This is a genomic window from Pseudaeromonas paramecii, from assembly GCF_039540575.1.
Taxonomy (GTDB): domain Bacteria; phylum Pseudomonadota; class Gammaproteobacteria; order Enterobacterales; family Aeromonadaceae; genus Pseudaeromonas; species Pseudaeromonas paramecii.
In genome coordinates this window covers 1-18,633 of sequence record NZ_BAABFC010000001.1, presented here as the reverse complement: position 1 = coordinate 18,633, position 18,633 = coordinate 1, and the positions used below count along the sequence as shown (strand labels likewise).

Sequence of the window (18,633 nt, the reverse complement as noted above, 5' to 3'; positions counted from 1 at the left end):
AGCTGCTCGGGTTAGGAGGCCGTTTGGAGATCAAAAGGCCCCGAGACGCAACCATAGGCAGGAGGCGCTACCGGGCCCATGACACTACTGAGCATCGCAGTGCCGTGGCACGCCGTCATGTATTGCCCACCAAAGCTGTAGCCAGGGTCACACTCAATGACCAAGACGACCCTTGTGAGTCCGAGTTTTCGTCAGCAGGTCCTACCAGCCGGGTAGCCACCCGCCCGGCGCAGGCAGCCAGGGTCAGCGGGGAGCAGTGCTCGGCATCCTATGCCGGGTACCACGGGTGTGAGTCGGCCCGCAATTATGTGTTTTTTCTCGATTTTTTTTGCGTCAGGCCGATCAATTGAAACAACGCCCCTTGTCACCCAAGGGGTTATTTATGCAAGATTTCAGACAAAACAAACAAGCAGCGGCGGGGTATCCCGGCCTGATCTTGACTTGACCCCACAAGGAGCCAACGTGAATACCTTTGCCCAACCGATTGCCGCATCGACTCTCAGCTTCTCGTCGGCATCAAGACAGCCCCAGTGTGGCCGGCTGCATCGCTGGATCAGCTACTTCAGCTTCAATGGCAAGATGCGCATCCTGTTGGGCTCTGTCATCTTGCTGACCACCCTGGGCAACCTGATCTCCGCCAACATCACCCGGGAGGAGATCCGTGAGGTGATTGAAGCCGGTCTCGTCAATCAGGTGGAAAGCTATGGCCAGCTGCTGGCGCCCATGCTGAGTCAGGATCCCGCCACCTTTATCGCCCAGGCCACGCCCCTGCTGGAGGCCGCCCGTTGGGGTGAAGGCAAGAGCGGCTACCTGTTCATCACCAATCGGCAGGGCCAACTGCTGGTCTATCCGCCGGATCACGCTCGTCTGGGCAATTACCTGGACCCCGTCCTGCTGCAAGACAGTGACGAGAACGTCAACCAGGCCTTCGTACGAATCGCCCAGTCCGGTCACAGTGAGCTGATCCGCTACCCCTACATGAAACCCGGCAGCAGCCACAAAATCTTGAAGGCGGCCTATGTCTACCCCCTGGGGGATTACCTGCTGGTTTCCGGCGTCTATCTGGATGCCGCCGATACGGCCTTCTTCAACTACCTCAAGCACAGTGCCGGCATTTTGCTGGTGATCCTGGTGGCCCTGGCCCTGCTGGTGGGCCTGTTTGCCCGCACCATCTCCGCCCAGGTCAAGCAGGCGCTGGCCGGGCTGCAAGCCATCGCCAACAAGAACCTGAGTCACCCTATCCTGGCCATCGGCCGGGATGAGTTTGCCACCATCAACCAGGCGCTGGAGAGTACCCGTCTGCAGCTCGCCGGCCTCTTGCATCAGCAGCAGGACAACGCCCTCTCCCTGTCTGCCGCCTCCAGCCAGCTCAACGACGGCATGGTGGAAGTGGGGGGAGCCATCCTGGAGCAACGGCAACGGCTGGACAACCTGGCGGCCGCCATGGAGGAGATGGTCACCACCATCCGCGAAGTGGCGCAAAACGCCCAGCACTCTGCGGTCAATGCCCAGGAAACCGACCAGTTGGCCGGAGGTGGCGTCGGCAAGATCGGCAGCACCATCCAGGCCATCGAGCTATTGACCCGCAACCTGGACTCCAGCGCCCAATCGGTGAACGAGGTGGAGGACAAGGTTGGCGTCATCAGTTCCGTTGTGGATACCATCAACGGCATCTCGGAGCAGACCAACCTGCTGGCCCTCAACGCCGCCATCGAGGCGGCCCGCGCCGGCGAGCAAGGGCGCGGTTTTGCCGTGGTGGCCGATGAGGTACGCCAGCTGGCCAAGCGCACCCAGCAGGCTACCCGGGAAATCGCCGACATGATCACCGCCCTGCAGCAGCAGACCCACCAGGCGGTGGCCATGATGCAGACCAGCGTCAAGACGGCCCAACAGGCCAAGGGCGAGGCGGGGGATGCCAGCGAGCGCTTCATGGCCATCGCCCAGCAGACCAGTGAGCTGTCCGAACACAGCGAGATGATCGCCTCCGCCGCCGAAGAGCAGACCCTGGTGGCCAACCAGGTCACCGATGCTCTGGTGGTGATCCGCGATGCGGTGGAAGAGACGGAGCATGTAGCCAAGGAGCTGGGACAGACCAGCCAGAGCCTGCGCCAGGCCGCAGAAGGCATGGAACAGATGGTGATGAGCTACCAGTTGTCCCGCTGATCCCAATGCAGGGCCAGCCCGGCTGGCCCTGCATATTCATTCAACGCGCAAGACCAATCCGCCCCTCCCCCCCACCTGGCCACCACCGCATTCCCTCATTAACACCCAGGCAACAGATTCGTTCGCCACTGATCGATGACTGCCACGGATCCGGTTTCAAAGAAATCTGGATTTCTCAGTATATTGTTTCAATAGAGCCCCTCATTTGGCGTTCATCTCGAATTTTGCCGCTTTTAAAACCAAAGAAACTGCCAACCCATTGCGCGATTGTTGAGGAATTACTCTAATAGGTCACCCCAGAGATCCGGCAGCAACATAAGACCGGAATTGTTAATTATTTCTTACATTTGGCGGGATGGACGTCGCTAGATGGCCCCTTTCTATCAAGTAAATGAGGTATTGATATGCATAGCTATTCGGAGGCCAACCTGGCCGACCGAGTCGTGGCCCCCGCCGGACAACCCAACAGCAACCTGTTCACGCGGCTGATCACCCACCTGAGCTTCAGCGGCAAGATGCGGCTGTTGCTGGCCTTGGTGATGGTATTGAGCCTGGCCGGTAATGCCATCACAGCCGACAAGGCTCGCCAGCAGATCCGCACCGTGATACTAAACGACCTGCAGTCCCAGGTGGAGACCATGGCCCACTATCTGGCCAGCCTGCCCCAGGAGGCGGAAGCCACCGTCATCGCCACCGTCACCCCGGTGTTGGAAAACGCCCGCTGGGATCAAGGGGCCGGTTACTTCTTCCTGGCCGACCGTAGCGGGGCCCTGCGGGTCTACCCACCGGATCATGCCCGCATCGGCTCGCACCTCACCGGCATCCTGCTGGACGGCAACACAGAGAATCTCGACCAGGCGCTGGTGCGCATCGCCCGCAGTGGTCAGCCGGAGATGATCTATTACCACTACAACAAACCCGGCAGCAGCGAGTCGCTGCCCAAGGCCGCCTTTATCTACCCGGTGGGCGACTTCGTGCTGGGCGCCGGCGTCTATCTGGATGCCGCCGATACCGCCTTTGCCCGCTTCCTCAAGCACAGTGCCGGCATACTGCTGGTGGTGTTGCTGACCCTGGCCCTGTTCATCACCCTCTTCTCCCGCAGCCTGGCGGCCCAGGTTAAGGTAGCCCTGGCCGGCCTGCAGGCCATCGCCCGTCGGGATCTGAGCCAGGTGATCCACGCCGAGGGCAAGGATGAGTTCGCCACCATCAACCGTGCGCTGGAGAGCACCCGGCAGCAGCTCACCGGTCTGCTGACTCAGCAGCAGGAAAATGCCCACTCCCTGTCGGCCGCCTCCAGCCAGCTCAACGACGGCATGGTGGAGGTAGGCGGTGCCATCCTGGAGCAACGCCAGCGACTGGATACCCTGGCCGCGTCCATGGAGGAGATGGTCACCACCATCAAGGAAGTGGCACAAAATGCCCAACACTCCGCCTGCAGTGCCCAGGAAACGGATCAGTTGGCCAACGGTGGTGTCGGCAAGATAGACAACACCATTCAGGCCATCGGCCTGCTGACCCGGGATCTGGACTCCAGCGCTGACTCGGTGAACCAGGTGTATGACAAGGTCAGCCTGATAAGCTCGGTGGTGGACACCATCAACGGCATCTCGGATCAGACCAACCTGCTGGCCTTGAATGCTGCCATCGAGGCCGCCCGGGCCGGTGAGCACGGTCGCGGTTTTGCCGTGGTGGCTGACGAGGTGCGCCAGCTGGCCAAACGCACCCAGTTGGCCACCCGGGAGATCGATGAGATGATCGGCGCCCTGCAGCAGCAGACTCGCCAGGCAGTCACCCAGATGCAGACCAGTGTCGCCACCGCCCAGCAGGCGCGGGATCAGGCGACGGATGCCAGCGAGCGCTTCCTGGCCATCGCCCGCCAGACCGGCGAGCTGGCCGAGCACAGCGACATGATTGCCGCCGCCGCCGAACAGCAGACCCAAGTAGCCAACCAGGTCACCGATGCCCTGGTGGTGATCCGCGATGCGGTGGAAGAGACGGAACACGTGGCCAAGGAGCTGGGGCAGACCGGCCACAGCCTGCGGCACTCGGCCGAAGGCATGGAAGCCATGGTGATGAGCTATCGGCTGCCCGCCTAATCACAGGTTTTTGGTTGAACAAAAACGCCGTCCTAGGACGGCGTTTTTTTATACCGGCTCGCCGGCCTCGTCCATCGCCACCACCTGGGTTTCCGCCAGGGCCATGGCCTGCCAGTCGGCAAAATGCGGATCACCCAGCAGGGTGTCGCGGTAGGCGGCGGCCACAGGCGGACAGTCGATGCCGTAGGTGGCCAGGCGCGAAGCCACCGGCATGAACATGGCATCGGCCACGCTGTAGGAGCCAAACAGCCAGGGGCCCGCACTGCCATGGGCCTCACGGCAGGACTGCCACAGGGTGAACAGACGCACCAGATCTGCCTGGGCCGCCGCCGACAGGCTGACCCGGCGCCGGGCGCGGATATTCATGGGCAACTCAGAGCGCAATGCCGTGAAGCCGGCGTGCATCTCACAGGCCAGGCTCCTGGCCTGGGCCCGCACCAGGAGATCGGCCGGCCACAAGGCCGGATTGACGTCGGCGGCGTATTCGCAGATGGCCAGCGACTCCCAGAGGGTCTGCTGTGGCAGCACCAGCAAAGGCACGGTACGGCCGCCCCCCAGGGCTGCCACCTGAGGGTGGAATTCCGGGGTATCCAGCCAGAGTTTTTTGAGTTCAAACGGGATGCCGGCATGGCGCAGGGCCATGAAGGGACGCAGGGACCAGCTGGAATAGTTGCAATTGCCAATCACCAGGCAGGGTAGGCTCATCGGGACTCCTTGTAGGTTCACCCAGGCTAACGGAAGCCCTATCCTGCGCCATTGGACGACGGGATCAACCCTCTGAAGGCAGGGAATTGCCAAAAAAAACCCCGCGCCAGGCGGGGTTCTTCCATAACGGCCGGGCTTAGAGCACCTTGGCGATGGCCTGGCACAGGGGGCCTATGTTGGACTGGGTGATCCCCGCCACGCTGATGCGGCCTGAGCCGACGATGTAGACGCCGAACTCGTTTTTCAGCCGCGCCACCTGCTCCTTGGACAGGCCGGAGAAGGAGAACATGCCGTTTTGCTCGGTCATGAAGCTGAAGTCCTGGCTCACGCCTTCGGCCTTCAGGGTGGCGACAAACAGCTCGCGCATCTTCCAGATGCGATCCCGCATCTCCTTCACCTCGTCGATCCACTGGGCCTTCAGGACCGGATCCTTGAGCACAGTGGTCACCACGGCGGCGCCGTGGGCCGGCGGGTTGGAGTAGTTGGCACGAATGGTGGTCTTCACCTGGCTGAAGGCCACCTGGGCCACCTGGGCGCTGTCGGTTACCAGGGTGAAGGCGCCCACCCGCTCGTTATACAGACCGAAGTTCTTGGAGAAGGAGCTGGCCACCAGCATCTCGCGATGATGACGGGTGAACAGCCGCAGGCCGGCGGCGTCTTCATCCACACCCTTGGCAAAGCCCTGATAGGCGAAGTCGAAGAAGGGCAGCAGCTGCTTGTCGGCACAGAGCTTGGCCAGGGTTTCCCACTGCTCCAGGGTCGGATCTATGCCGGTGGGGTTATGGCAGCAGCCGTGCAGCAGCACCACATCGCCGGGGGCGGCCTGGCTCAGATCCGCCACCATGCCGTCAAAGTCCAGCCCGCGGGTCACCGGGCTGTAGTAGCGGTATTCGGCGGTCTCCATGCCGGCGGCGCCGAACACTTGGAAGTGGTTGACCCAGGTGGGGTTGGAGATCCACACCTTGCGGGCGATCTGCTGGCGAGCCAGGAACTCGGCACCGATGCGCAGGGCACCTGTGCCCCCCGGCGCCTGAGCGGTACGGGCCCGCTGGCTGGCCAGGATCTCGTGATCGGCACCAAACAGCAGGATCTGAACCTGCTGGCCGTACTCGGCGGTGCCTTCGATGGAGAGGTAGTTCTTGGTCTTTTCCGTTTCCAGCAGGATCTGCTCGGCCTGCTTGACGCAACGCAGGATCGGCGTCTCGCCAGCTTCGTTCTTGTAGATGCCGACCCCCAGGTTGATCTTGTCGGTGCGGCTGTCGTTACGAAACTCTTCGGTCAATCCCAGAATGGGATCCGCGGGCGCGGCGGTTACCTTCTCAAACATGTTAGTCCCTGTCCTGTAGGTGAGAATGGGCTCGTCTTGCGGGCACAAGCCGAGATACTCGGTACGGCCCGCCTGTTATACCACCCGAGCGGGTGGCAAAAAATGCTTTTCATCACGTCTGCCTGCCGGGCGGTCAACCCAGCAGCTGCCACTGCTGGCCCAGGCAATAGGCCTCTAACGGCAACCAGCTACCACTGTCCACCAGGGGCGCCAGCAAGGCCGCCAAGCCACTGCCCAGGGCCGTGGCCGACCAGCGCTGCCCTTCTGGCAGGGGCTGGGCATAGTGGCGAACGAACTCGGGCCAGCGCGCCGGCAGGGCCAGCCGCAATGGGCGACCCAGTGCCTCGGCCAGGCTCTGGGCCTGGGCCAGGGCCTGGGGATGCAGATCCCCTACCTGCCCCCAGGCCACCCCCGGCGTCATGGCCTGCATGAAGCGGGTCGCCAGCGCCGGACACTCGGGCGGCGAGAGCAACAGCAGCTGGCCCGTCTCCTGCGGCAGGCTGACATAGCCGCTGCGCCGGCTCACGGTGAGCACCCGCTGGGCCGGCGCCTGGGCCCACAACAGCTTGGTGAGCCGAGCCAGGGCCGGCTCCGGCAGGGCCAGCTCTCCCAAGGTGGCCAGAATGGGGGCCGCATCCAGCATGCCGCCCTCGCTGAAAAACAGGCTGAAGGGCACCGAGGATCGCAGCCGCAGCAGGCCATCCTGACTGGGCTCAATCCCCGACTCCCGCAATGCCGTCAGCTCCACCTCCGGCCAGGCATGCTGGCGATCGCCGTGCAGCAAGGCTCCCAGCACCTGACGGTGGCAGCGGGCCGGCAACTCCAGCCCCAGGGCCTGCAAGCGCGCCTCGGCACTGCCAGCGGACAGGATCTGCTGCTCGGTCTGCAGCTGGCCCAGCCGTTGGCGGCCCAAAGGGGTGAGGCGATAGCGCCCCTCCCCCAGATCCTCCGCCAGCCCCTGCTCCTGCCACAGCGCCAGTTGCAGCAAGGCCCAGCGTTTGCGCACCCGTACCGGCGCCTCCCCTAGCAGGGCCGCCACCAGCAAACGGGTGCCATCGTGTTCCAGTGCCTCGTGCATGCCTTCCCTGCCCTGCTGCAGACCCATTACCAATAAAAAAAGGGGGCACTCGGGCCCCCTCCATCAGGCGTTCAGACGCACCTCGTCGCCGCTGGTGTAGCCGAAGCCACGCAGGCCCACCACGTGCACGTGTTCATGCTGGCCGTGCACCTTGCGGATCAGCTTGTAGGTGGTGCCCTTCTCCGGGCTGATGTTCTCCGGCGCGGCGATGAGCAGCTGCATGTCCTGCCGTTCGCACAGCTCGAACAGGGTGGCGATGGACTTGGCATCCAGCCGCGCCGCCTCATCGAGGAACAGCAGGCGGCAAGGCTGCATCTCCTTGGCCCGCAGCCGCTTGGAATCCTCCTCCCAGCTTTGCAGCACCATCAGCAAGATGGCCTGGCCGGTGCCGATGGCCTCGCCGGTGGACAGGGCGCCGCTCTCGGCCCGCAGCCAGCCGTCCACGCCCCGCTGCACCTCAATCTCCAGCTCCAGGTAGTTGCGGTAGTCCAAGAGTGCCTCCCCCAACACCTGATAGGAACGCTCGCCCTGATCGATGTGGGGGTTGAGGCGGCCAAACAGCTTGGCCATGGCCTCGGAGAAGCTCATCTGGTTGTCGGCAAACAGGTCCTGGTGCAGGGTGGCCTGCTCCCCCAGGGCGCTGAGCAGTCGGCCATAGGCCTCCCGCACGTTGACGTTGAGCCGTACGCCGCGTACCTGACCGAAGGCGATGTTCTGCAGCCCCTGGTTGAGCACCCGGATGCGGTTCTGCTCCCGGCGGATGATGTTGTTGATCTTGGCCGCCACCTCGGTGGAAGAGAGCGACAGGTGAGTCTCACGCTGCTTCAGCTCTTCGGCCAGGCGGGAGAGCTCGATCTCCATCTCTTCGATGGCTTCCACCGGATCGTCCGAGCGGATGATGTCGTGACGGATCCGCTCCTTGAGATAGCGATAGACCTTCACATAGAAGGCCACCTTCTGGGCCGTGTTGCGATTGCCCTCGGACAGCCGCAAGGTGTCCCGCAGCTCCTCGTCGTGGGCCACCGCCAGGCGCAGGGCCCCCAGGGCCTTGTCGGAGATGGAGCGCAGCTCGTCGCCGTCCAGATAGGCCAGCTCGCGGCGGTTGAGGCGCTTCTCCACGTCGTTGTCCCGGGCCAGCCGCACCACCTCGTTCCAGTTCACCTTGTGCTGGATCAGGGCCTTGCGGGCAGTTCTGTAGTCCTTGCCTTCCAGCAGAAGGCGCTGGCTCAGGCTGTCGATGTCCCGGCGGCAGACCTGGAACTGGGCCTCGGCCTGGGTGCGGCGGGTGCGGGTGCGCACCAGCTGCTCCTCCACCTGACGCTTGTGCTCCCGGGCCTTCTCCTCCATGTCGGCAGCCACCTGCAGCCCCATGGCACAGAGCTCCTGGCGGAACTCGTCCAGGGTCTGGCGCTTGGCCTCGAAGCTCGATTGCAGGGCGGTCTTCACCTGCATGGCCTCGGTGAAGCGGCCCTGGATCTGCTGATGCTGCTCGGCGGCCTGCCGGCGGGTCAGCTCGGCCTGGGCCAGCTTCTCCTTGAGGCGCTCGCTGATCTGGGAGGTTTCCCCCAGCATGGACTCGGCATCGGCATAGGCCAGATGGGGCACCCGCCCCTGCAGCTCGTCCAGGGCGAAGCTTTGCCGACGCAGCAGGCTCAGCTGTTGCTCGGCCTGCTGCAGTTGTTCCTGCAGCGCCTCTATCCCCTGGGGATCTTCCTTCAGCAGGTGCTGCTGCTCGGCCAGTTTGAGCAGGGCAGCGCCGTGGCGGGCCAGCCACTGCTGGGCCTCCTCCAGCTGGGCCTGCTGGGCGCGCAGCTGAGCCAGCTGCTCATCCAAGTCCCCCTGGGCCAGCAGGTGCCACTGGGGCTCGAGTCTTTGCAGCCGGGTGAGCCGCTGCCCCTGCTGCTGCAGGGCGGCTTGCAGCTGACCCTGTTGCTGCTGGGCCTGCTCCAGCTGGCCTTGCCACTCCCGCAGCTGGGCCTGTTTGATGGCCAGCTCCTCTTCGGGATCGGGCAGGAAGGCCACGTTCTGGTGTTCGGCAATAAACTGGCTGAAATGGTGATAGGTGCGGGAGAGCTTCTGCTGCTCGAAGGCCAGCTTGGCATGCTCCTCGATGAGGGCCTCCCGCTCGCTCTCCAGCGCCGCGATACGCTGCTCCCGGGCCGCCCGGCCAAACTGCGGCTGGTGCGGGAAGCGCGAATAACGCAGCTGACGATCGCTGGCGCGCACCACCAGGGCCTGACCCCGCTCGCTGGCCTCCAGCAGATCCTCGTCGAAGGCATCCGGATTGCCCTGGATGAGGTAGATGTCCTCCGGCAGATCCTCCAGGCCACCCAGGGTGGTGACGGCGGCGTCCAGATCCGCCACGACGATGGCGTTACGCGCCGGGCCGTAGAGGGCGGAGTAATAGGGGGCGTCTTCCAAGCTGATGTCGTCGTAGACGTCACTCAGCAGGGTGCCGTGCAGCTGCTCGGCGATGCGCAGCAAGCCTTCGTCGGCGGCGCCGCCCACGTTCTGCAGCCGGCGGATCAGGCTCTCCAGTGACAGCTTGCGCTCATGCAGCTTGTTCTTGCTGGCCTCGGTGGCCCGTTCGGCCTCCAGGGTCTTGTGCATGGCCTGGCTCACCGCCTGGGGGTTTTCCAGGGCTTCACCGCACAGCTCCCGCAGCTTGTCGAGCTTCTCCTGGGCGATGAGGTAGGCCGGCGCCAGCTTGCGCAGGGTCTCGATACGCTCCTGGGTGGGTTGCAGCCGCTGCTGAACACCGATGCGTGACTCGGCGGCCTCCCGCAACCGGCCCTGCACATCCTCCTGGGCCGCCTGGGTCAGCTCGATGGCCAGAGCCAGATCCGCCTCGCTGGCCAACGGCTGGCCCAGGGCCTGGGACAGCTCGCTCACCTCGGCCTGCAACCGGCTGCGTTGCTGCTGGTTGCGCTCGGCCTCCTGCAAGGTGCGCACTATGGCCTGGCCACGGGCCTGCAGCTGACGGGCCTCGTCGGCTTGCTTGAGCAGGGCCTGACTCTGGCTCCAGGCCTCGCTGCGGGCCACAGGCCCCATTATGCCGGTGAGCAGGGCCAGGGCCGATTCATACTGATCGGCGGCGGCGCGGGCCAGGTTGAAGCGCTGCTGCAGCGCCAGCAAGGCCTCGGTCTGAGCCTGCTCCTGGTGCTTGGCCTGCTGCTGAAAGTGGCCCAGGGTCTCGGGCTCCAGCTGCGGCAGATTGCACAACTCCCGGGCGGCCTGCAGGGCCTGGCGAGCCTGACGGTACTGAATGGCGCGGGTCTGCTGCACATCCAGGGCCTGCTGGTAGTCGGCCAGCTGGCTCTTGAGGCTGTCCACCTCCGCCTCGGCCTGGCCCTTGCGCCCTTCCAGCTCGGCCTTCTGCTCGGCGATCTCCTCGCTGATGGCCAGCTGTTCTTCCAGACGCTGGCTCAGGTCCGTCACGTCCTCGGCGTACTGGGCAATCTTGCCGTTCAGCGCCACGGCGTTGATCACCTTTGCCAGGTGCTCGGAGGCCACCTCCAGCTCGTCGGTGAGCTGGGTTTCTCTCGCGCTCATCTGCTCCACTTCATCCGCCAGATAGATGGCGCGCTGCTTCTCTTCCCGCACCAGACGGTGCTTGTCCTGCAGCTGACGGCGCCAGTGCAGGGCGCCCTCGGAGAGCCGGCTCTTCTCGGCGCTGTTGCGCACATAGTCCGCCGCCACATAGTGGGTGGTTTCTGTGATGAGGTTGCGGAACAGATCCCGCTGGCCCTGGGTTTCGCGAATGGCGTCCAGGGTGCGGCGGTTTTCGTAGATGGCCGCTTCCATGTCCTGGAAGGCCTTGCGCACCCCTGAGTTCTCCGGCAGCAGGTATTCCCGCAGGGAGCGGCTGATGGACGAGGAGATGCCGCCATACAGGGAGGCCTCGATCAGCCGGTAGAAGCGCGATCTATCCTTCTGATCCCGCAGCTTCTTGGGGGTGATGCCGTACTCGAACATGAAGTTGTGATAATCGGTCACCGAATTGAACTTGGCCACCTTGAGGGCCCCCAGCTCGGCGGCGGCCTTGCGCAGATCGGCGAAGGCCCGCACCTTGGCCTTGCCGTCATCCAGCCGCTCCAGCAGCAGGTCGGTGGGGGCCACCTCGTCCGGCACCTCCAGCAGGGCGAAGGGGGTGATGTTGACCTTGTTGTCCCGGTTGGCCACCTGCTCCAGGTGGACGCCCACCCAGATGCGCTGATCCCGGGAGTTCACCACGTCCAGCAGTGAGTAGCAGTGGCCGCGCTTGAGCTTGCCGTACAGCCCCTTGTCGCGGCTGGCGCTGGAGCTGCCCGCCTCCGTGGTGTTGCGAAAATGCAAGAGCGACTGGTCGGGGATGAGCGCCGTGATGAGGGCTGCCATGGAGGTGGACTTGCCCGCACCGTTGCCGCCGGAGAGGGTGGTCACCAGGGCGTCCATCTCGAAGGTCCGGGCAAAGAAGCCGTTCCAGTTCACCATGGTGAAGGATTTGATCTTACCGCGCATGCTCATACATCCAGCCCCAGTTGTTCTTCTTCCATCTCGTCATCGGTTTCATCCAGCAGGTGTTCGCTGGTGGGCAGCTCATCATCGTGCAGGATGGCCTCCCCTTCGCGGATCATCCGCAGCTGCACCTCACGGGGATCCTCGTCACCCCGCACGTCGGCGCCAAAGCGGAACACCGACTCGTTGATGCGAAAGCGATCGCCGGTGCCCAGGGCGGTGACCATGCCCAGCCGCTTCAGGCGCCGCAGGGTGGTGCGCAGCCGCTCCAGCAGCCGGCGTTTGTCCAGATCCGAGCCGCCACTGCGCTGGTGCACCATGCGCAATAGCTGCTGCTCGTCCGCCAGGGTCAATATCTCCTCCTGCAGATCCGCCAGGTTGAAGATGCCTTCGTTGGCCAGCCGATCCGGACTCAGGTAGAGGTAGCACAGCACCTTGCCCACCAGCATATCCAGCTCGGAGAGCACAGAGGTGGCGATGTCGGAGCTGGGCCGCGGCCGCAGGTAGAAGAAGCCTTCCGGCGCCTTGATGAGCTCGGCGGCATAGCGGGCATAGAAGACATCCAGCTCGCTGTGGAACTCCAGCAGGTAGGAGTGGTTGTCCAGATCGTCGGCACTGATGTGCCGGCCGCTACGCAGGGCGGTGTCCAGCTTGGGGAACAGGGGGTTGGCAATGGCCTGGGCCAGTCGCAGCCCCATGGGGAATTCAGTATTGGTCAATGACATGGGCCTGTACCTTAGCACCGGTTTCGTTGATGGGTTTCCACTTGGGCTGCTTGAAGCCCGCCAGCTCCGCCTCGGCATGACCCAGGCGCACCGCCTCGTCCACCAGCATGCGGGTGACGTCGAAGTGCTGGAACTGGGGATAGGCCTGCAGGTACTCCCGCAGCACCTCCGCCAAATCCAAGGGCTTGCCTTCATCCCGATAGGCGGCCAGATGGGCCTGGATCCGCTCGGTGAGGGCATTGCCCAGATCCTGCATCTGCTGGTATTCCAGCTCTTCTGGCACCTCGCCCGTGACCTCCTCGCCATGCAGCGCCAGAGTCTCGTCCCGCAGCTCCAGCAGCCGATGCTCCTGGGCCACCCGCAGCAGCCAGTTATGCTGATCGAAGTCGCGGATGGAGTCCCGCAGCCGCTGGCTGAAGGCGCGGTGCTTGTCCATGTCGATGGCGGTGCGGATGAACTTGTGCACGTGGCGGTCGTAGCGGGCCCACAGCTCGATGCACTGCTGGCCCCAGCTGATGATGGCGTCGATCCGTCCCTGCAGGCTGTGGGTCAGATCCGCCACATGGAACAGCTCGTCGCGGCCCTGGCAGGCCTCCTGAATGTTGAGCAGCCCTTCCTGCAGCTGATGGCCCGCCGCATCCAAGGTGTCCTGCAACTCTTTGAGGGTCTGGCCCGTCTCGTGCAGCAGCTGCTCACAGCTGTGGATGGCCTGGGTCCAGTTGAGGTTCAAGAGCTCGGCGATCTGGGCCTTGACGTGGTTTTGCTGCTCGTCCATGGCCCGCTGGGTGAGATCGATGCGCCCCAGTATCTCCTCCACGGAGAACTTGAGCCGCGGGTAGACCTGCTGGTTCCACTGCTGGATGTCGTCCGCCGCCAGGGCCGAGCGATAGCTCTTCTCCAGCTCGCCGGCCACCTGCTCCAGCAGCAAGGAGAGCTTGATGGTGCTCACCTCCCGCTGTTCGGCGAAGAAGTCGACGATGGACACCGCCAGCCGGGTCAGTCGGTAGAGGCTTTCGCCGGCGGTGGGATCGGCGTTGAAACGCGACAGCAGCTTCTGGCGCACCAGTTCGTTGATGGCGTTGTTGGCCCGGCTGGTGACCGTTTCGTCTACCTGGCCAAACACCTGGCTGACATAGCCGAAGGCATCGTGCAGGGCCGCCTCGGTCAGCTCCTGGCTCAGATCCCCCTTGGAGAGGGCCGAGATGGCGATGAGAAAGGCCAGACGGTCGTTGGGCAGGCTCAGCGCCAGCCCTTCCTGCCTGACCCAGCCCACCAGCTCGGGCAGGGTGCGGGATTGCTCTGTCATGCTCGCTTGGTACTCGATTGGTTATCTGTGTTGTTCTGTGTGGCCGCGGACGGCGGCCAGGCGGCGGCCGTCGGACGCCGGGCCATCACATGGACATAGCGCCCCAGGGAAACAAAGGGTTCCTGGCGGCAGTAACGCTGCTCCATGGCCAGCAGATCGTCAAACTTGGTCACCTGATCCGTCTTGTGGCGCATGTAGTCATGGATGACCCGTACCCCCGTCTTGCCCAAGAGCGTCATGCCGGCGTCGGTCAGCCAGCCATAGACGGCCTCAGGCTCCTGAGGATTGCTGGGGGTCAGCTTCTGCTTGCGCTGCTTGACCAGGCCAGCCCGGATGTAGTCGAAGTTGCCCACCACCAGGCTCTGAAACAGCAGGGCCTGCCGATTGTAAAACATCAAGGAGAGGATCCCTTCGGGCGCCAAAAAACCCAGCAAGGATAACAGTGTGTCCCGCGGCGCACTGAGCCATTCCAGCACGGCGTGGCACAAGATGAGATCAAACTCACCCTCCAGCTGGGCCGGCAGATCCTGGATGGCGCAATGGATGAGTCGCACCCGGTCGCTGAGCCCCTGCTCGGCCAGCTGGCGCGCTGCCTCGTCCAGCATGTCGGCGGAGAGATCGCACAGCACCACCTGGTGCCCCAGTGCCGCCAGCTGTTGGCTGAAGAAGCCAAAGCCGCCGCCGGCATCCAGAATGCGCAGGGGACGCTGGGGCAACTGCGCCAGACACGTCAGCAAATCCTGCCACACCACGGCGGCGCGGATCCGCCCTTTGCCGGTGCCATAGATGTTCTGGGCAAACTTCTGCGCCAGGCCATCGAAGCTCTGATCGGCTTGGGCTTTATTCGCTTGGCTCTGATCCCGCTGCAAAATCTTGGGTTCCCCTGAGGTGATTGGCCGGCTATTCTGGCACATCCCCCGGGGCCTGAAAACGGCACCCCTTCCAGTCGTCGAGAGAATGGCCATGTTCTGGTTAAAAAAGGTGCTGGGCAATCTGCTGATGCCGCTGCCCATGGTGTTGACCCTGCTGCTGCTGGGTCTACTCTTGCTGTGGCTGACCCGTCGGCAGCGCCTGGGCAAGACGCTCATCACGCTGGGCGTACTTCTGCTGTGCCTGTTTTCCCTGCGGCCCGTCAGCCTGGCGCTGCTGCGCCCCCTGGAGCAGCAATACCCGGCCTACGCCGGCCAGGGCCGGCTCGATTACATTCTGGTGCTGGGCCACGGCCAGGTGAGCGACCCGACCGTGCCCGCCTGGAGCTACGGGACCGAAGACAGCAATGCCCGGGTGGCCGAGGCCATCCGTCTCAAGGCCCTGCACCCCGAGGCCACCCTGGTGTTCTCCGGCAACACCCAGGACGATCCCCTCTCCTGCGCCGGTTACTACGCCCAGCGCGCCGAGGCCGCCGGCATCCCTCGCAGTCAGATGGTGCTGTTTGAGGATGCGTTCGATACCCAGGACGAGATACAGCATTACGCCAGCCTGGTGCACGGCGGCAAGACGGCGGCCCTGGTGACCTCCGCCTATCACATGCCCAGAGCCATGGCCATGGCCCGCGGGGCGGGCTTCACTCCCACCGCCGCCCCCACCGACTTCAAGGCCAAGTTGGCACAACGTCCCCTGCCCCTCTACTCTCAGCTACCCAGCAGCCGCTTCCTCTACCTGAGCACCCTGGGGGTGCATGAGCGGATCGGCCTGCTATGGACCCGTCTGCGGGGACAGTCCAAAGATTGAGCTTTGTCCAAGACAAACACTGACTTGGATCAGTAAAAAACCAAAAAAATTTCGAAGCGCCAAAGGCCTTCGACTACCCGGGGCCAGACTTCGCTCTTATAATGGCCCGCAGCTAATACCATCTGGAGGATGAAAGAATGAGACAACCATTGGTCATGGGTAACTGGAAGTTGAACGGCACCAAAGCCTCTGTTGAAGCCCTGGTTAAGGCGCTGATCGAACCGGCCGCCAAGGCAGAAGGCGTTGAAGTGGCCGTTTGCCCGCCGGTGATCTTCCTGGGCCTGGTCGAGAAGCTGGCTGAAGGCAGCCGTATCCAATACGGTGCCCAGAACGCCGACGTTCACACCTCTGGTGCTTTCACCGGTGAAAACTCCCCGGTCATGCTGAAGGAATTCGGCTGCAAGTACGCCCTGGTGGGTCACTCCGAGCGCCGCACCCTGCACGCCGAAACCGACGCCGTGGTAGCCGCCAAGTACGAAGCCATCCAGGCTGCCGACCTGGTACCGGTACTGTGCATCGGTGAAACCCTGGAACAATTCGAAGCCGGTACCACCAACCAGGTGGTTGAAGAGCAACTGAAGGCCGTGATCGACCGTTGCGGTATCGCCTCCTTCGCCAAGGCCGTGGTTGCCTACGAACCCGTATGGGCCATCGGTACCGGCAAGACCGCTACCCCGGAAATCGCCCAGGCCGTTCACGCCCACATCCGTGGCTACCTGGCCGGTTTCGACGCCGACGTGGCTGCCAAGGTACAGATCCTGTACGGTGGTTCCGTGACCGGCGCCTCTGCGGCCAACCTGTTCGGTCAGCCGGACATCGACGGTGGTCTGGTGGGCGGCGCCTCCCTGAAGCCGGATGATTTTGCTCAAATCATCGCTGGCGCCAAGCAGTAATAGAAACAAACGAGGGTGCCTGTGGGCACCCTTGTCTTTGAGCTCGCTGACCGTCGCCCCCTGGATCCTGCCGGGACAAGGCAGTGCATTATAAGAAGCGGCAGCTCTGCCACGCCGAGCTAGACTGCAGATCGACATCCAGCGTGAACCGACGGCCAAGCGCCGACTTTTTTAACGTTCTGACGACTTATAGAGGCACACTATGATCAAGAAAATTGGCGTCCTGACCAGCGGCGGTGACTCACCGGGCATGAATGCGGCCATCCGTGCCGTGGTGCGTGCTGCGCTGTCCAAGGGCATCGAAGTTTACGGTGTTCGGGACGGCTACCTGGGTCTGCACCAGGACCGGATCGAAAAGCTGGAGCGCCACAGCGTCTCTGACGTGATCAACCGCGGCGGTACCTTCCTGGGCTCTGCCCGCTTCCCCGCCTTCAAGGAAGAATCCGTCCGCCGCGAAGCCATCGAAAATCTGAAGAAACACGGCATCGACGCCCTGGTGGTGATTGGTGGTGACGGCTCCTACATGGGTGCCAAGAAGCTGACCGAGATGGGCTACCCCTGCATCGGCCTGCCCGGCACCATAGATAACGACATCGCCGGTACCTCCTTCACCATCGGTTTCGACACCGCCCTGAACGTGGTGATGGAAGCCATCGACCGTCTGCGTGACACCTCCACTTCCCACAAGCGGATCTCCATCGTGGAAGTCATGGGTCGCCACTGCGGCGATCTGGCCATGCACGCCGCCGTTGCTGGCGGTGCCGAGTTTGTGGTGGTGCCGGAGAAGGGCTTCAACAAGGCCGATCTCATCGCTCAGATCGACAACGGCATTGCCAAGGGCAAGCGTCATGCCATGGTCACCATCTGTGAGCATGTCACCGACGTCAACGCCCTGGCCAAGGAAATCGAGGCCCACACCGGCCTGGAAACCCGCGCCACCATTCTGGGCCACATCCAGCGCGGTGGCAGCCCCACCGCCCGCGACCGTATCCTGGCCAGCCGCATGGGCGCCTATGCCGTCGAGCTGCTGATGGAAGGTCACGGTGGCCGCTGTGTCGGTATCATGAAGAACCAGCTGGTGCACCACGACATCATCGACTGCATCGAGAACATGAAGCGTCCGTTCGACGAAGAGATGTTCAAGCTGAGCGACACCCTGTTCTAACACAGGCGCGTCAGTCAGATAACAGCAGACGGGAGGCCATGGCCTCCCGTTTTTTTGCCGCCCCATTTCATCGCCGGGCAGGCTATGGCGCTGCCGACGCCTCGCAGCGCTGCCACCAGGCCAGCAGTTGCGCCGTCAGCCAGTCGGGAGCGTCCAGCGGCAGATCGTGGCCAGCCTGTTCGTGCCAGCGGATCGGCAATTGCCAGTATGCCGCCAGCCGGGCTGAACAGGCACAGTACACCAGTCTATCCTGCCGGCTGGCCAGCACTAATGTCGGGCAGGCGGGTCGAGCAGGTGCGGCCCGCGCGGCGCAATACAGCTGACGCAACAGATTACTTCGCCGGGTGCCCATCGCCTTGGCCCAGCGTTGCCATTGCGGCAGGCAGGTGGTGCGGACCAGGGGATCCTGGACTGTCATGGCCAGCAGCATGGGCTCACGGGCAACGGCGCCCAGCAACAGGGCCCAGGGCAACCGCAGCAGGGCGCCGGGCCGCAGCCGTTGATACCAGGGGTTGAGTCCGGCCAGGGAGGTATTGATCAGCGTGAGGGAGGCCACTTCATGGGGTAACGCCTGGGCCCACCCCAGACCCGCCAGCCCCCCCAAGGAGAGGCCGACGATATGCCAGGGCGGCTGGGCAGCGTTCGGCAGTTGTGCCCGCAAGGCGGTCACCAGTTCGGCCAGGTGGCAGGGGGAAACTTGCTGCCACAGGCGCCCGTTGCCCGGGATGTCCGGGCAATAGACGGCCTGCCCCCAGGCCTGCGTCAGCGACACCGGCCACTGCTGCCAGTGGCGGGCATCCCGGGAGACTCCCCGCAACAGCACCACAGCATGTCGCCCCATAGGTCACTCCGAGCTGGCTTTGCTTCTGTTTCAAGCCTAGCTGTGATCTCTCTGTAGGTTGTTCACTCGGGGCATTCCCGGAGAATTGGAGGCGCCAACCAAACCA

Annotated in this window: 13 protein-coding genes; 5 read left to right on the top strand and 8 right to left on the bottom strand. The window is 63.8% G+C overall.

The genetic code is table 11. The features are described from left to right. Positions 1–462: 462 nt before the first annotated feature. The gene (locus ABD847_RS00065; RefSeq protein ID WP_345008799.1) at positions 463–2,163 is read left to right on the top strand and encodes a methyl-accepting chemotaxis protein; all 1,701 of its coding nucleotides are present in this window, start codon (positions 463–465) and stop codon (positions 2,161–2,163) included. Between the two features lie 404 nt (positions 2,164–2,567). Next, entirely contained in the window at positions 2,568–4,259 is a 1,692-nt protein-coding gene (locus tag ABD847_RS00060) for a methyl-accepting chemotaxis protein (protein ID WP_345008797.1), read from the top strand. A gap of 48 nt (positions 4,260–4,307) precedes the next feature. On the opposite strand, the gene ABD847_RS00055 is transcribed toward ABD847_RS00060, so the two are convergent. The 7 genes from ABD847_RS00055 to cmoM form a co-directional block, all read right to left on the bottom strand. Then, entirely contained in the window at positions 4,308–4,964 is a 657-nt protein-coding gene (locus ABD847_RS00055) for a glutathione S-transferase (RefSeq protein WP_345008795.1), read from the bottom strand. A gap of 136 nt (positions 4,965–5,100) precedes the next feature. Then, on the bottom strand, positions 5,101–6,291 hold the full coding sequence (locus ABD847_RS00050) for an amino acid aminotransferase (protein ID WP_345008793.1): 1,191 nt from the start codon (positions 6,289–6,291) through the stop codon (positions 5,101–5,103). A 133-nt stretch (positions 6,292–6,424) separates the two neighbouring features. Then, the gene (locus ABD847_RS00045) at positions 6,425–7,369 is read right to left on the bottom strand and encodes a hypothetical protein (protein WP_345008791.1); all 945 of its coding nucleotides are present in this window, start codon (positions 7,367–7,369) and stop codon (positions 6,425–6,427) included. Between the two features lie 63 nt (positions 7,370–7,432). Continuing rightward, positions 7,433–11,869, bottom strand: coding sequence for a chromosome partition protein MukB (gene mukB, locus ABD847_RS00040; protein ID WP_345008789.1), 4,437 nt, complete (start codon positions 11,867–11,869; stop codon positions 7,433–7,435). 2 nt (positions 11,870–11,871) lie between these two features. Then, a complete protein-coding gene (mukE, locus tag ABD847_RS00035) occupies positions 11,872–12,591 on the bottom strand; it encodes a chromosome partition protein MukE (protein WP_345008786.1) in 720 nt (239 codons plus the stop codon). Next, on the bottom strand, positions 12,572–13,897 hold the full coding sequence (mukF, locus tag ABD847_RS00030; RefSeq protein WP_345008784.1) for a chromosome partition protein MukF: 1,326 nt from the start codon (positions 13,895–13,897) through the stop codon (positions 12,572–12,574). The genes mukE and mukF overlap by 20 nt, the downstream gene beginning before the upstream one ends. Beyond that, positions 13,894–14,811, bottom strand: coding sequence for a tRNA uridine 5-oxyacetic acid(34) methyltransferase CmoM (gene cmoM, locus ABD847_RS00025; protein WP_345008782.1), 918 nt, complete (start codon positions 14,809–14,811; stop codon positions 13,894–13,896). The genes mukF and cmoM overlap by 4 nt, the downstream gene beginning before the upstream one ends. A 49-nt stretch (positions 14,812–14,860) precedes the next feature. Between cmoM and ABD847_RS00020 the strand changes: the two genes are divergently transcribed. The 3 genes from ABD847_RS00020 to pfkA all read left to right on the top strand — a co-directional run bounded on the left by ABD847_RS00020 (position 14,861) and on the right by pfkA (position 17,686). Then, positions 14,861–15,628, top strand: coding sequence for an ElyC/SanA/YdcF family protein (locus ABD847_RS00020; protein ID WP_345008779.1), 768 nt, complete (start codon positions 14,861–14,863; stop codon positions 15,626–15,628). 137 nt (positions 15,629–15,765) lie between these two features. Next, positions 15,766–16,521 (top strand): triose-phosphate isomerase, encoded by a 756-nt coding sequence (tpiA, locus tag ABD847_RS00015; protein WP_345008777.1) that lies wholly within the window; start codon positions 15,766–15,768, stop codon positions 16,519–16,521. Positions 16,522–16,723: 202 nt separating this feature from the next. Next, the gene (gene pfkA / locus ABD847_RS00010) at positions 16,724–17,686 is read left to right on the top strand and encodes a 6-phosphofructokinase (protein ID WP_345008775.1); all 963 of its coding nucleotides are present in this window, start codon (positions 16,724–16,726) and stop codon (positions 17,684–17,686) included. Positions 17,687–17,768: 82 nt separating this feature from the next. Here the strand turns inward: pfkA and ABD847_RS00005 are convergent, their stop codons facing one another. Further along, positions 17,769–18,527, bottom strand: a complete 759-nt coding sequence (locus ABD847_RS00005; protein ID WP_345008773.1) for an alpha/beta fold hydrolase — start codon at positions 18,525–18,527, stop codon at positions 17,769–17,771. Positions 18,528–18,633: the final 106 nt, after the last annotated feature.